This is a genomic window from Shewanella woodyi ATCC 51908 (assembly GCF_000019525.1).
GTDB lineage: Bacteria > Pseudomonadota > Gammaproteobacteria > Enterobacterales > Shewanellaceae > Shewanella > Shewanella woodyi.
Genome location: NC_010506.1, coordinates 2,141,929 through 2,155,754 on the forward strand (window position 1 = coordinate 2,141,929; position 13,826 = coordinate 2,155,754).

At 41.8% G+C, this 13,826-nt stretch carries 8 protein-coding genes and 22 tRNA genes; 15 read left to right on the forward strand and 15 right to left on the reverse strand.

Annotated features, from left to right (window positions below; translation table 11 throughout):
* The 13 genes from SWOO_RS08760 to SWOO_RS08820 all read right to left on the reverse strand — a co-directional run bounded on the left by SWOO_RS08760 (position 1) and on the right by SWOO_RS08820 (position 4,932).
* Complete coding sequence (locus SWOO_RS08760; RefSeq protein WP_012324355.1) at positions 1-1,398, reverse strand: TRAP transporter large permease; 1,398 nt, start codon at positions 1,396-1,398, stop codon at positions 1-3.
* Entirely contained in the window at positions 1,395-2,027 is a 633-nt protein-coding gene (locus tag SWOO_RS08765) for a TRAP transporter small permease (protein WP_012324356.1), read from the reverse strand. Before SWOO_RS08765 ends, SWOO_RS08760 begins: the two co-directional genes overlap by 4 nt.
* Before the next feature lie 122 nt (positions 2,028-2,149).
* Positions 2,150-3,100 (reverse strand): TRAP transporter substrate-binding protein, encoded by a 951-nt coding sequence (locus SWOO_RS08770; protein ID WP_229377387.1) that lies wholly within the window; start codon positions 3,098-3,100, stop codon positions 2,150-2,152.
* Between the two features lie 452 nt (positions 3,101-3,552).
* Positions 3,553-3,780, reverse strand: a complete 228-nt coding sequence (locus tag SWOO_RS08775; RefSeq protein WP_012324358.1) for a hypothetical protein — start codon at positions 3,778-3,780, stop codon at positions 3,553-3,555.
* A 170-nt stretch (positions 3,781-3,950) separates the two neighbouring features.
* Positions 3,951-4,026 (reverse strand) — tRNA-Val (locus tag SWOO_RS08780).
* Between the two features lie 37 nt (positions 4,027-4,063).
* A tRNA-Val gene (locus SWOO_RS08785) sits at positions 4,064-4,139 on the reverse strand.
* A gap of 37 nt (positions 4,140-4,176) precedes the next feature.
* Positions 4,177-4,252 (reverse strand) — tRNA-Val (locus tag SWOO_RS08790).
* Between the two features lie 37 nt (positions 4,253-4,289).
* Positions 4,290-4,365, reverse strand: a tRNA-Val gene (locus SWOO_RS08795).
* Positions 4,366-4,402: 37 nt separating this feature from the next.
* Positions 4,403-4,478, reverse strand: a tRNA-Val gene (locus SWOO_RS08800).
* A gap of 37 nt (positions 4,479-4,515) precedes the next feature.
* Positions 4,516-4,591 (reverse strand) — tRNA-Val (locus SWOO_RS08805).
* 37 nt (positions 4,592-4,628) lie between these two features.
* Positions 4,629-4,704: transfer RNA gene (locus tag SWOO_RS08810), tRNA-Val, on the reverse strand.
* Positions 4,705-4,742: 38 nt separating this feature from the next.
* Positions 4,743-4,818 (reverse strand) — tRNA-Val (locus SWOO_RS08815).
* Positions 4,819-4,856: 38 nt separating this feature from the next.
* A tRNA-Val gene (locus SWOO_RS08820) sits at positions 4,857-4,932 on the reverse strand.
* Positions 4,933-5,422: 490 nt separating this feature from the next.
* Here SWOO_RS08820 and gltX point away from each other — a divergent pair.
* The 14 genes from gltX (at position 5,423) to SWOO_RS08890 (ending at position 9,674) form a co-directional block, all read left to right on the forward strand.
* Positions 5,423-6,832 carry a glutamate--tRNA ligase gene (gene gltX, locus SWOO_RS08825; protein WP_012324359.1) on the forward strand — a complete coding sequence of 470 codons (1,410 nt, stop codon included), beginning with the start codon at positions 5,423-5,425 and terminating at the stop codon, positions 6,830-6,832.
* 104 nt (positions 6,833-6,936) lie between these two features.
* Positions 6,937-7,012: transfer RNA gene (locus tag SWOO_RS08830), tRNA-Ala, on the forward strand.
* A gap of 80 nt (positions 7,013-7,092) precedes the next feature.
* Positions 7,093-7,168: transfer RNA gene (locus tag SWOO_RS08835), tRNA-Glu, on the forward strand.
* Positions 7,169-7,270: 102 nt separating this feature from the next.
* Positions 7,271-7,346 (forward strand) — tRNA-Glu (locus tag SWOO_RS08840).
* 102 nt (positions 7,347-7,448) lie between these two features.
* Positions 7,449-7,524 (forward strand) — tRNA-Glu (locus tag SWOO_RS08845).
* A gap of 251 nt (positions 7,525-7,775) precedes the next feature.
* Positions 7,776-7,851 (forward strand) — tRNA-Glu (locus tag SWOO_RS08850).
* 103 nt (positions 7,852-7,954) lie between these two features.
* Positions 7,955-8,030 (forward strand) — tRNA-Glu (locus SWOO_RS08855).
* A 102-nt stretch (positions 8,031-8,132) separates the two neighbouring features.
* Positions 8,133-8,208 (forward strand) — tRNA-Glu (locus tag SWOO_RS08860).
* A gap of 102 nt (positions 8,209-8,310) precedes the next feature.
* Positions 8,311-8,386: transfer RNA gene (locus SWOO_RS08865), tRNA-Glu, on the forward strand.
* A 252-nt stretch (positions 8,387-8,638) separates the two neighbouring features.
* Positions 8,639-8,714 (forward strand) — tRNA-Glu (locus SWOO_RS08870).
* Positions 8,715-8,817: 103 nt separating this feature from the next.
* Positions 8,818-8,893: transfer RNA gene (locus SWOO_RS08875), tRNA-Glu, on the forward strand.
* Positions 8,894-9,168: 275 nt separating this feature from the next.
* Positions 9,169-9,244 (forward strand) — tRNA-Glu (locus SWOO_RS08880).
* A 240-nt stretch (positions 9,245-9,484) separates the two neighbouring features.
* Positions 9,485-9,560: transfer RNA gene (locus SWOO_RS08885), tRNA-Glu, on the forward strand.
* A 38-nt stretch (positions 9,561-9,598) separates the two neighbouring features.
* Positions 9,599-9,674, forward strand: a tRNA-Ala gene (locus SWOO_RS08890).
* Positions 9,675-9,943: 269 nt separating this feature from the next.
* Here the strand turns inward: SWOO_RS08890 and SWOO_RS08895 are convergent.
* Both SWOO_RS08895 and SWOO_RS25490 read right to left on the reverse strand, forming a co-directional pair.
* Complete coding sequence (locus SWOO_RS08895; protein ID WP_012324360.1) at positions 9,944-10,819, reverse strand: LysR family transcriptional regulator; 876 nt, start codon at positions 10,817-10,819, stop codon at positions 9,944-9,946.
* Between the two features lie 592 nt (positions 10,820-11,411).
* Entirely contained in the window at positions 11,412-12,509 is a 1,098-nt protein-coding gene (locus SWOO_RS25490) for a DcaP family trimeric outer membrane transporter (protein ID WP_012324361.1), read from the reverse strand.
* A 480-nt stretch (positions 12,510-12,989) separates the two neighbouring features.
* Between SWOO_RS25490 and SWOO_RS08905 the strand changes: the two genes are divergently transcribed.
* Positions 12,990-13,799, forward strand: a complete 810-nt coding sequence (locus SWOO_RS08905; RefSeq protein WP_012324362.1) for a putative hydro-lyase — start codon at positions 12,990-12,992, stop codon at positions 13,797-13,799.
* The last annotated feature ends 27 nt before the right edge of the window (positions 13,800-13,826 follow it).

A 13,826-nucleotide genomic window follows, 5' to 3' on the forward strand; every position in this document is an offset into this window, starting at 1 on the left:
TTAGTAACCGTTTAATTTATCGATATATTCGGGAAAGAATAGCGATATCTGCGGTACATACGTGATCAAGATGAGGAAAATCAATAGTAGCCCTAACCATGGAATACAGGATTTAATCACCCAGCCCATGCTTTTCCCTGTGATCCCAGCTGTGACGAAGAGGTTCAATCCTACTGGCGGCGTTAACATACCTATCTCCATATTCACCACCATAATGATGCCCAGATGTATTGGATCTATGCCTAGCTGAGTTGCGATCGGAAATAGAATGGGTGCCATAATGAGCAAGATAGCCGATGGCTCCATAAAGTTGCCAGCTGCTAGCAGTAGGATATTGACTATGATCAGAAATCCCCATGCTGGTAAACCTAATCCTACAATGGCTTCAGCGATGATATGAGGTATACGTTCAGTCGTCAGTACATGGGCAAATAACATCGCATTTGCAATGATAAACAGTAACATGATACTGACTTTAGCCCCATCTCGTACAACGTGACGGATCTCTTTATCTGTTGGAGTTTTCAATAGCGCAAGCATCATATAGCCGATATTTCTCACACCTGCAGTAACGAATGACTCTTGCTGTTTTTGCCATGGGACATTTTTCAGCGGTCCTATATCTCGGTAGCCAAAAACAGCAATAAAGTAAGCGTACACACACGCCACGGCTGCGGCTTCTGTTGGGCTCGCCACTCCGCCATAGATAGAACCGAGTACAATGAGAATAAGTGCTAACCCGCCCATAGCTTTGGCGCTGGAAATACTTAATGCTTTAAAGCCTGGAAAGGGTCGTGATGGCAGGTTTTTTACTCTGGCAACGATATAGATAGCTAGCATCAGTAGCAGACCCATCATTAACCCTGGAACTAAACCCGCCATAAACATGCGTGCGGCGGAAACCTCTGTTGCTGCTGAGTAGACCAGCATGACAATGGAAGGGGGGATGAGAATGCCTAGCGTGCCTGAGGTGGTGATAACTCCCGCAGCAAACCTCTCTGGGTATCCAGCTCTTACCATGCCGACGATAACGATTGAGCCGATGGCGGCAACGGTTGCAGGAGAGGATCCTGAAACTGCAGCAAATAGCATACAAGCCATCACAGAGGCCATAGCAAGGCCTCCACGAATATGGCCAACGCTATCCATAGCAAAGTCGATAATTCGCCTAGCAACGCCGCCAGTGGACAGAAAGGCCGATGACAGAATGAAGAAGGGGATTGCGAGTAGTGTGTAATGCTCAGATGTGGCTTCATAGAGCTTGAGCGCAACTGATGCCAACGAATCATCTGAAAATAGCAAGATGGTTAACATGCTAGAGAAACCAAGGGCGATAGCGATCGGCATGCCTAACATCATGCAGATTAATAAGGTGATAAACAGAGTAGCGATGGTCATGATTTATCATCCTTATGATTGTTTGAGGAGATCTCCTGAGCTAATTGCATGCTCTCTTTAGCTTCATCGGCTAAGGTAAAGCCGAGAGTTTTATTGCGAGCTATGGCGATGAATAGTTCAATAAATCGAAATAGCAGTAAGCCGAAGCCGAAAAGTAATATGCTTTGAGATAGCCAAAGTGGGACTGCGGGCTCCTCAATATCAATGCGTAATGCTTCCCAAGCAAAATCAGGATCTAATTGATTGATGAGTAGATGGGGAAAGTCGATATCCTCCATGGGGATGCCAATTTCATGCATCTTGCTGAGATAATCCCAGCTGCCTTTGAGAAACATTAAGCAGTAACCGATACAGATTGTCGTGGCCATTAATGCTGCTATTTTTCTGCCCTGTTTCGGTAATTTTGTAACAAATGCATCGACACCAATATGTGCTCCGACTTTTACGCCGTAAGACATGCCAAACAACACGAACCAAGCTGATAATGTCAGCGTTAGCTCCTGTATCCATAAAAAGCCGGTATTAAAGAAAAAGCGAGCGATCACTTCAACAAAAACCAGAACTGTCATCGAGGTGATTAAGAGATTAAGTAATCCCTCTTCGAAGTGAGTATATAATCGATTTATCACGGCTTACTCCCCAAGATATTTACTCTCAAAATAAACGGTGAAGAGAGGTACCCTAGTCTGTTTTCTATCTTATTTTGAATAGGGTACTTACGCTTCATAACTATTTATTGTTATTGTTATTGTTATTGTTTGTTAGATGCTTCTGCCGCTTGAATAAGGTTTTTACCTATTTTGGCCTCAAACTGTGACCATACGGGCTTCATTGAGGTAACCCATTGCTGGCGCTGTTCTGGAGAGAGTTGAATTACTTCGGAACGCTTTGAGGCGACAATCGTCTCTTTATCTTTATTGACTTTGGCGGCAGCGATCTCATTACCGTAAGCTACGGCCTCGTCTAGGGCTGTTTTGATGATGGTTCGCTTATCGGCTGGAAGACTTTTCCAAAAGGTATTTGAAGTCACGACCATGTAATCAAGTACGCCATGATTACTCTCAGTAATGTAGCTTTGAACCTCATAAAACTTTTTAGAGTAAATATTTGACCAGGTATTTTCTTGACCATCGATAGCGCGGGTTTGCAGTAAGGTGAAAACTTCAGAGAAAGGTTTTTTTACTGGAATGGCGTCTATAGCTTGAAATTGTGCGGCAAGTACATCAGATGCCATGATTCGGAATTTTTTACCGCTTGCATCTGTGGGTAATATTAACGGACTGCTTGCCGATAACTGCTTCATACCGTTATGCAGGTAACCCAGTCCGACAATACCTTTACGTTTCATCGAACCCAATAACTTTTGGCCCGACTCACCTTGCTGAAAGCGATTAACTGCTTCCATATCGCTAAAAAGAAAAGGTAGATCGAAGATCTGTAATTTCTTGGTATAGCGTTCAAACTTAGACAAAGAGGGAGCGACAAATTGTACATCGTTTAGTAATAGGGCGGCCACTTCGTTGTTGTCGCCAAATAATTGCGAGTTTGGAAAGACGTTAACTTGGTATTCACCCGGTAGTCTCAGCTCTACTAACTCCTTAAATTTGAGAGCCATCTGCCCCTTAGGGGTATTTTCTGCCACGACATGAGAGAACTTTATCTCTACAGGTGCTGCGAATACTTGGCTGCTAGAGACCAACATGGTTGTGATTGTTGAGAGCTTAACAAAGGCTTTTATTGAGCGTGCGAGTGATTGCAGTTGAGCTGGTAGGTATCGGTTAGTCATCTTCATTCCCTTTATTTTACTTGTTTGATTAGTACTGACAGGGGATAAACTTCCCCTTACCATTTTTAAGTGTTCTCTACGGCTTTCTCTTATAGAGCAAAGAGTAAGCCAATTATGAACAAATAAAGGTAATCGCTTAGTTGTCAGTATGTTGCGGGAATGTTTTTTGAATGGGCCACCATTACGAGATTTTTTTGGGTGGGATCTCACAGTCTTAAAGTGGAGCGATGGGTGGGTTTACACCCATTAAAGCTTCGTTAAAGGGTATCTCTATGCTTTACTGCGAATACGGGGCTAATTAGTAGGTAGAGCGATGAGCGGAGAGGGGAGTGTTATGGTTAGAATATTGTTCAGTGTTGTCAGTTGCACTATTTGTTTGGGGTAATGTGTTTAAGAATTGAGTCACTTGGTAACAGCTCTAAATGACCATATTCATCAAAATACCAGCCAGTAATGAAGCCTTTTTGTCTCATGGTGACTAGATTATTCATTACCTCTTTGGCTTCGATAAGTGCAGTCTGTTGGTCGCAGTTATTTGTAAGCTTTATATAGGCCACTATGCTGCTTAAAGATGCTGATTGGCTGACATCGCTCATTGTCCTGCTCCCAATTTGGGTTCTTATTGAAGAATAGTTTAGCAAGGAAAATATGTTGGGTTTGACTGGGTATATTGGAAAATATTCTATGGTTCATCGCTGTTATTCGATAAAACTTGATTGAGAATTTTCAGCGTTGTAGTTTGGAGGAATTAGAACCTTTAAGAGAATGGTGGTCGATACTGGGCTCGAACCAGTGACCCCCTCCTTGTAAGGGAGGTGCTCTCCCAGCTGAGCTAATCGACCTGGGATCTCATAATGTTTGAATTCTTTATGAAAAGAATGGTGGTCGATACTGGGCTCGAACCAGTGACCCCCTCCTTGTAAGGGAGGTGCTCTCCCAGCTGAGCTAATCGACCTGGGATCTCATAATGTTTGAATTCTTTATGAAAAGAATGGTGGTCGATACTGGGCTCGAACCAGTGACCCCCTCCTTGTAAGGGAGGTGCTCTCCCAGCTGAGCTAATCGACCTGGGATCTCATAATGTTTGAATTCTTTATGAAAAGAATGGTGGTCGATACTGGGCTCGAACCAGTGACCCCCTCCTTGTAAGGGAGGTGCTCTCCCAGCTGAGCTAATCGACCTGGGATTTCATAATGTTTTAATTCTTTATGAAAAGAATGGTGGTCGATACTGGGCTCGAACCAGTGACCCCCTCCTTGTAAGGGAGGTGCTCTCCCAGCTGAGCTAATCGACCTGGGATTTCATAATGTTTGAATTCTTTATGAAAAGAATGGTGGTCGATACTGGGCTCGAACCAGTGACCCCCTCCTTGTAAGGGAGGTGCTCTCCCAGCTGAGCTAATCGACCTGGGATTTCATAATGTTTTAATTCTTTATGAAAAGAATGGTGGTCGATACTGGGCTCGAACCAGTGACCCCCTCCTTGTAAGGGAGGTGCTCTCCCAGCTGAGCTAATCGACCTGGGATTTTCATAATGTTTGAATTCTTTATGAAAAGAATGGTGGTCGATACTGGGCTCGAACCAGTGACCCCCTCCTTGTAAGGGAGGTGCTCTCCCAGCTGAGCTAATCGACCTGGGATTTACACAATGTTTTAATTCTTTATGAAAGAATTGGTGGTCGATACTGGGCTCGAACCAGTGACCCCCTCCTTGTAAGGGAGGTGCTCTCCCAGCTGAGCTAATCGACCTCGCTGTGTGGGGCCGTATTATAGGGAGGAACGATCTACTGTCAACGCTTTTTTAGATAAAATAGCGAGTACGGTTCAATTTTGCGCGTGTTGATGCATAGTTAATCAGAGCTGAGCCGTTATCAAAAAAAAGGTTAAAAATTAGCATGTAGATATGGGATATAGTAGAGCCGTAGATCTTACTAATCAGCTGCCGACAGTAGAGACCCTCTTCAATAGCTTGTTTTACAGCTTTATCGGTTTTTTTATTATAAGTAAGGCTTCTATCATTATGTGTTGTGCTTTTTAGATTAGCTTTATAAAGTAGGGCGGTTGAGTCGCTGCTTATACAATAGATAAAAATCTAAATCGAAGAAAGACAGATTTTCCCCATAAAATTTGCCATATAGTAGTAGATCTATTTTCCCTAGCCCTTTTGGCTGTTAGAATATGCGCCACATTCATTAGTACAGTCTATTATTTAGACTTTCTACATAGGTCAATGTCCATTATGACAGTTAAGACGCGTTTTGCTCCAAGCCCTACCGGCTTTTTGCACGTTGGTGGTGCTCGTACAGCACTTTATTCATGGTTATATGCACGCGCAAACCAAGGTGAGTTTGTTTTACGTATCGAAGATACCGATTTAGAGCGTTCGACCCCTGAAGCATGCGCTGCAATTTTAGAAGGCATGGAATGGCTTAACCTGAATTGGGACGAAGGTCCTTACTATCAAACCAAGCGTTTTGATCGTTACAACGAAATCATTGTACAGATGCTAGAGCAGGGCACTGCATATAAGTGTTACTGTAGCCGTGAGCGCATTGATACAATGCGTGAAGAGCAAGCTGCGAAAGGTGAGCAACAAAAATATGATGGTTGTTGCCGCGATAAAGCACCGCGTGATACTGATGAGCCATTTGTTGTACGTTTCAAAAACCCAACAGAAGGTAGCGTTGTATTCGATGACCACGTACGTGGCCACATTGAATTTGCCAACAGCACGTTAGATGACTTGATCATCGCACGTACAGAAGGCACACCGACTTATAACTTCTGCGTTGTTGTAGATGATTGGGATATGGGGATTACCTGTGTTGTTCGTGGTGAAGACCATATCAACAATACACCACGCCAGATAAACATCCTTAAAGCATTAGGCGCACCAGTACCTGAGTATGCTCACGTATCGATGATCTTAGGTGATGATGGCGCTAAGCTATCTAAGCGTCATGGTGCGGTAGGGGTGATGCAGTATCGTGATGATGGTTATTTGCCTGAAGCACTACTTAACTACCTGGTTCGCCTTGGTTGGTCTCATGGTGATCAAGAAGTGTTCTCTATTGATGAGATGAAGCAATTCTTCAGCCTTGATGACATCAACAAAGCGGCTTCTGCTTTTAATACCGATAAACTGATTTGGTTAAACCAGCACTATATTAAGGAACTTGATCCAGAATATGTAGCTTCTCACCTTGAGTGGCACATGGCTGATCAAAACATTGATACAAGCAATGGTCCAAAACTGTCTGAAGTGGTTTCTGCATTGTCTGAGCGTGCAAAGACTTTAAAAGAACTTGCAGCATCTAGTCGCTATTTCTTTGAAGATTTTGCAGAGTTTGATGAAACTGCAGCTAAAAAGCACCTAAGAGGCGTTGCACTTGAGCCACTAACTTTGTTCCAGAGCAAATTAGCTGGATTAAATGAGTGGACTTTAGAAGCTATTCATCAAGCAATTGAAGATACTGCAGCTGAATTAGAAGTCGGGATGGGGAAAGTGGGCATGCCATTGCGCGTGGCCGTAACGGGTGCTGGTATGTCTCCTGCTGTCGATTTAACCATATTCTTGGTTGGAAAGGTCCGTGCAGAGCAAAGAATCTCCAAAGCGATTGAATTTGTAGCAAATAGAATAAATTCGTAAAAAACGGGTTGACTCTTTTGGGTGCGCTGCATAGAATGCGCCACGCAGTTGAGACACAGGCAACGAATAGTTCGCGGTGCACTCAAAAGTGATTTAGTTAGTGAGGGGCCTTAGCTCAGCTGGGAGAGCGCAACACTGGCAGTGTTGAGGTCAGCGGTTCGATCCCGCTAGGCTCCACCAACTAACTGAATGTAAGCGTTAAGTTTTAGCCTACAGAACTTAATGAGTATTCACTCTTTGCAGAGTCTAATGCAGTCCGGGTCCCCATCGTCTAGAGGCCTAGGACACCGCCCTTTCACGGCGGTAACAGGGGTTCGAATCCCCTTGGGGATACCACTATTTATAACGATTAGACTTTGGTCTGGTTGTTCAAGCGTTGAGTTTTAGCCTACAGAACTTAATGAGTATTCACTCTTTGCAGAGTCTAATGCAGTCCGGGTCCCCATCGTCTAGAGGCCTAGGACACCGCCCTTTCACGGCGGTAACAGGGGTTCGAATCCCCTTGGGGATACCACTATTTATGACGATTAGACTTCGGTCTGATTGTTCAAGCGTTAAACCTTAGCCTACAGGGTTTAATGAGTATTCACTCTTTGCAGAGTCTAATGCAGTCCGGGTCCCCATCGTCTAGAGGCCTAGGACACCGCCCTTTCACGGCGGTAACAGGGGTTCGAATCCCCTTGGGGATACCACTATTTATAACGATTAGACTTAGGTCTGGTTGTTCAAGCGTTAAGTTTTAGCCTACAGAACTTAATGAGTATTCACTCTTTGCAGAGTCTAATGCAGTCCTAGCTCTTGTTTATAAAGAGTCATCGTCTAGATGGTGCCTAGGACACCGCGCTATTTTTTATTAAGATCAGCACGGCGGTTTCACTTTAATAGCCTTCTAAAGTGTGACTTATAGGTCTTCGTTATATTGGAAGTAAAACAATATGTCCGGGTCCCCATCGTCTAGAGGCCTAGGACACCGCCCTTTCACGGCGGTAACAGGGGTTCGAATCCCCTTGGGGATACCACTATTTTATAACGATTAGACTTCGGTCTAGTTGTTCAAGCGTTGAGTTTTAGCCTACAGAACTTAATGAGTATTCACTCTTTGCAGAGTCTAATGCAGTCCGGGTCCCCATCGTCTAGAGGCCTAGGACACCGCCCTTTCACGGCGGTAACAGGGGTTCGAATCCCCTTGGGGATACCACTATTTATGACGATTAGACTTCGGTCTGATTGTTCAAGCGTTAAACCTTAGCCTACAGGGTTTAATGAGTATTCACTCTTTGCAGAGTCTAATGCAGTCCGGGTCCCCATCGTCTAGAGGCCTAGGACACCGCCCTTTCACGGCGGTAACAGGGGTTCGAATCCCCTTGGGGATACCACTATTTATAACGATTAGACTTCGGTTTGATTGTTCAAGCGTTAAACCTTAGCCTACAGGGTTTAATGAGTATTCACTCTTTGCAGAGTCTAATGCAGTCCGGGTCCCCATCGTCTAGAGGCCTAGGACACCGCCCTTTCACGGCGGTAACAGGGGTTCGAATCCCCTTGGGGATACCACTATTTTATAACGATTAGACTTCGGTCTAGTTGTTCAAGCGTTAAACCTTAGCCTACAGGGTCTAATGAGTATTCACTCTTTGCAGAGTCTAATGCAGTCCTAGCTCTTGTTTATAGAGAGTCATCGTCTAGATGGTGACCAGGACACCGCGCTATTTTTTATTAAGATCAGCACGGCAGTTTCACTTTAATAGCCTTCTAAAGTGTGACTTATAGGTCTTCGTTATATTGGAAGTAAAACAATATGTCCGGGTCCCCATCGTCTAGAGGCCTAGGACACCGCCCTTTCACGGCGGTAACAGGGGTTCGAATCCCCTTGGGGATACCACTATTTTATAACGATTAGACTTCGGTCTAGTTGTTCAAGCGTTAAACCTTAGCCTACAGGGTTTAATGAGTATTCACTCTTTGCAGAGTCTAATGCAGTCCGGGTCCCCATCGTCTAGAGGCCTAGGACACCGCCCTTTCACGGCGGTAACAGGGGTTCGAATCCCCTTGGGGATACCACTATTTTATAACGATTAGACTTCGGTCTGATTGTTCAAGCGTTAAACCTTAGCCTACAGGGTTTAATGAGTAATCACTCTTTGCAGAGTCTAATGCAGTCCTAGCTCTTGTTTATAAAGAGTCCTAGCTCTTGTTTATAAAGAGTCATCGTCTAGATGGTGCCTAGGACACCGCGCTATTTTTTATTAAGATCAGCACGGCGGTTTCACTTTAATAGCCTTCTAAAGTGTGACTTATAGGTCTTCGTTATATTGGAAGTAAAACAATATGTCCGGGTCCCCATCGTCTAGAGGCCTAGGACACCGCCCTTTCACGGCGGTAACAGGGGTTCGAATCCCCTTGGGGATACCACTATTTATGACGATTAGACTTCGGTCTGATTGTTCAAGCGTTAAACCTTAGCCTACAGGGTTTAATGAGTATTCACTCTTTGCAGAGTCTAATGCAGTCCGGGTCCCCTTCGCCAAGAAGAGAGTGCCTAGGACACCGCGCTATTTTTATTAAGAATCAGCACGGCGGTTTCACTTTAATAGCCTTCTAAAGTGTGACTTATAGGTCTTCGTTATATTGGAAGTAAAACAATATGTCCGGGTCCCCATCGTCTAGAGGCCTAGGACACCGCCCTTTCACGGCGGTAACAGGGGTTCGAATCCCCTTGGGGATACCACTATTTCAAAATTTCATGCTTATTCCAGTGCATGAAATGGGGCCTTAGCTCAGCTGGGAGAGCGCAACACTGGCAGTGTTGAGGTCAGCGGTTCGATCCCGCTAGGCTCCACCATATTAAACTTGTTGCTGTAGTCTTTGATTCAGTAATATAAAAAAACCACCGAAAGGTGGTTTTTTTATGCCTGAATTTTACATACCCTGTTTATTATTCTCTGCGTAGATAGGGTAGAGGAGGGCGCTAGCGATCGATTCTCTGTTATGCCTCCTTGTTATAACATTTTACCCAAGTTTGTCTTTATGAGTAATTGTTAACATCAAAGTTAGGATGAAGCTGGCTGTACTATATGACTTCTATCATCTTATAACGGTGAAAATGTGCGATTATTTGCCCACGGCAAGGGCTAATTCAATGGCTTTTTTTATCAAGCCATTGTATGGGGATTTAGGATAAGATGCTGTGAAATGTAAGTTATTAGGCACCCAGTTCGTATCCACTATTTCTAGCTTTCCGTTGGCCAATTCAGTATTAATCATTTGTTTGGGTAATGGGCTAACGCCTATCCCATCAGTTACCATGCGCAAACATGCAGATAATGAGCTGCATGAAAATAGTCTAGGTGGTGGAATGTTTAATTCACGAAATTTATTGCTTATGTCTTCATATGGACGTGTATTTCTGGCATAAGTAATGACTGGCCACTGGCTTAATTGCTCTATTGATGTTGTCATTTTTGCCATACCTAATTTTGGGTTCGCTACCCATATCAGTGAGAACTCACACAAATCTACATTTTCAATTTTACTGTCTGATACCGGGCCCATTAAAAAAGCTAAATCCAATGATTGTGAAAGCAGTCCTTCTCGTAAATTGGTAGTGACATCAACGGTTATTTCTACGTCTAATTTAGGAAATAAATTATGAATTTTGTTCAAAAATGTAGGTAACCATGTGTGAACAATAGTTTCAGATACGCCTAGTCGTAATAATCCACATAATGGTGAGTTTTCATCAGCTACCTCCTTTAATTGCTCCGTCATATGCATTATTTTTTTTACATACGGTAATATTTCTTGCCCTTTCGATGTTAAAGATACTGGGCTGTTATCACGTTCAAACAGTTTTACCCCTAACTCTTCTTCTAATGCAATAATCCGTGCCGATATGGAAGGTTGAGTTGTATTCATTTTTTCGGCTGTTAGTCGGAAATTTCCTAGAACAGCAACCCACATAAATGTTTCAAGACGTTTAAAATTCATAACAAAACCTTATATCTCATCAACAAGTGAGACGCGCTTACCTGTCAAATATCCGTATTGCCATTGAGCATTTCGTGCATTTTTAACTCTTTTCAACTTGGCTCCTCAGCTTTCACTTCTAGAATCATTCAATCAAAATAAGAGATAGCTATGTTTCTGTGAACCTACATCACTTCTTCTCTAATAGCTATGTTGCTAGAGGTAGCTGTAAAGTGCTCTTTAAGGTTAGTTTATTATTAGCAAGGGTAATGTGGTTATTACCTACTTGATCCTAGTAATGAGACTCATGGGCATTACTATGCTGTAAGAATACTAAGTCCATTATCCTGGTTCTTGTATATCTATTGCTTATCATTTTAAGCCGTAATTACCCCATGTAATGTCTGGGAAATAATGCTAGAAGGTGTTAAGGGGGATTGTAGATTTATCGAATCAGTCCTTGATTGAGCTCAAGTTTTGCCAGTACATTGATACATAATCAGAACAATGACGATTAAGCTGTCGTTGTTCTGATTACCTTAACTGCCCTTAATCAATTATGGTCACATGTTTAACTGGTAGTATTAGAGTGATATTTGATAACTAGGAAGCATCAAAAAGCATACTTAACACCTAACTGTAAGCGTGTATTGTTGGCATCGTCACCATTAAATTCCACTTTTCGATTGTGTTGCAACTCAACAGAGTATTCAATGCCATTATCCATTTTCCAAAAACGATTAATATGAAATTCGATCGATTTTTCAAAAGTATCAACAAACAAACCGTCTTCACGATCGATTTTTAATTGTGCAATAGATGCATTGAAGCTACCATCATCAAGTTGATGTTTAAAAGCTACAGCAACACTCGAGCTTGAGACGGCTTGTGCATCTCCATTGCTATCAATGTAAGCATTTGCTGAGTACCACTTCTCTTGATTATAACGTCCTGGAGACCCCAAAATTGTGCTAATAGAAATTGTATCTTTTGCGCCTAGATTAACGGCAAGTCCTAGGTGGGCCGCCGCAGCAACAACAGTATCTTCTACACCAGAGTTATTTGTTATGTCAGCTGCTCTTATAAGCCCTGCAGCATAATAACTAAACAGATCTCCTTGCTTTCTATATTTGATAACCATGTCTGGTAATATATCGTTGGAATGACCCATATAAGTTTTTAGTTCAGGGTTCTCTAACGAAAATGACCAGTTATTATTGGTATAACGAATTTGAGATTGCCTAATAAATGACACGCCTGGACTACTGGAGAAATCAACAAACTTTGGGTAGGCAATCCAATCCATAAATGTTGACCAGTTCTGCCCAACCATCCAATGGTCACTTTCCACATAGGCAAGCCTTAAGCGTAGAGAATGAGAGTTTGATACGACTTGGTTTCCACCATTACCATAAAAGTCTGTTTCTATTACAGCTTTTATTCCATCATTTTTTGCCGTAAAGTTAAGCCTGCTCTCTCTAGCATGAATGCGAACACTTCTTTCTTCTTTAATATCTCCCGTGTTCAAACCACCAGTAAAAGCCAAGTCTCCTTGATCTTGATTATTATCAACAATTAAATCAACTTTTACATATCCTCCAATATTTATATCCCAGTCATTAATTTCTGTTTTAAGTAATGCAGCCTCTGCAGATGATATACTTAATACTGAACCAGCTATAAATGTAATTATTATATTTGTATTTCTCATTTTTATTGCCTGTTAAGTGAGTTTTTAATTCAATAGTCCAAATTTAATGTTCATTTTTATTTAATAAAATGACAGTAAGTAATGGTGCTTATTGTTGGCGATACTGATTTAACGAAACCGTTTGTGGTTTTCTATTACTACTTTAGTTAATCCTAATTACAGTACAGGCAATTAAAAAAATATGTCCAATCATTTATGTTTACTGTGGTCGATAAATATTTTCTATCGGCATGAAGTTTTATAGTTCTATGAACTAGGCTTCTTATCTTTATTGTTGATGGCCGTTATTCACAATCAAAAAGTAAGAATGTGAATAATTACTTGGCAGATATCGTAGTGGAAATGATGTTGGTTATCATTAATTTAACACGCTCATAACTAAAATTTATCAATGCTGTTAAATTGTTTCAATTAGACATATTGGCTTCGATGTAAGATAAATATTCGTCATCGGATGGATATATTTATGGATTGATTAGAATGCAGAAACCAGTAAATAATAATTTTAAAGAGTCATTGCTACGGACTGTGGAGTCTCTTAGGAAGAGCATACGTTCTGGCGAGATGGATGATAGTACAAGCGGTTTAGTGCCAGGTTTAGTTCAAGCAAATATAGTCATTTTACCTAAAATATGGGCACATGATTTCTTACTTTTTTGCCAAAAAAATCCTATAGCATGTCCACTTATTGACGTTTTCGATGCTGGACAGTTTCTATTAAATAGCCTAGGGAAAGATATTGATGTTCGTACAGACATTCCTGAGTATTGTGTTTTTGTTGGTGGAGTTAAAACTGAAGTAAAAAAAGACATATCAGATTTGTGGCAAGATGATTTTGTTGTTTTTGCATTAGGATGTTCTTTTAGTTTCGAGTATGCGTTGCAGCAAGCAGGGTTATCTATCGCAAACTTAGAGTCTAATAGTAATGTTTCAATGTACGAAACTAATGTTCCAACCAAAAGTGTTGGAGTGTTCCAAGGTAATGTCGTTGTATCCATGAGACCGTTTACCCCTGCTCAGGCCATAAAAGCTATTCAGATAACAAGTCAATTTCCTCTGGCACATGGCGCTCCTATCCATATTGGAAAGCCTGAGATGATAGGCATTAATTCTTTAAGTAATCCATCTTTTGGTGACTCTGTTGAAATAAATGAAGATCATATTCCAGTATTTTGGGGATGTGGCGTTACGCCTCAAGTAGTTATTAGTAACGCAAAAATACCAATGTTCATAACGCATGCTCCAGGGAAAATGTTAATTACAGATAAGCTATATTCTGAATTGCGTTAATAATAAATTCTACTATAAAAACAAAAT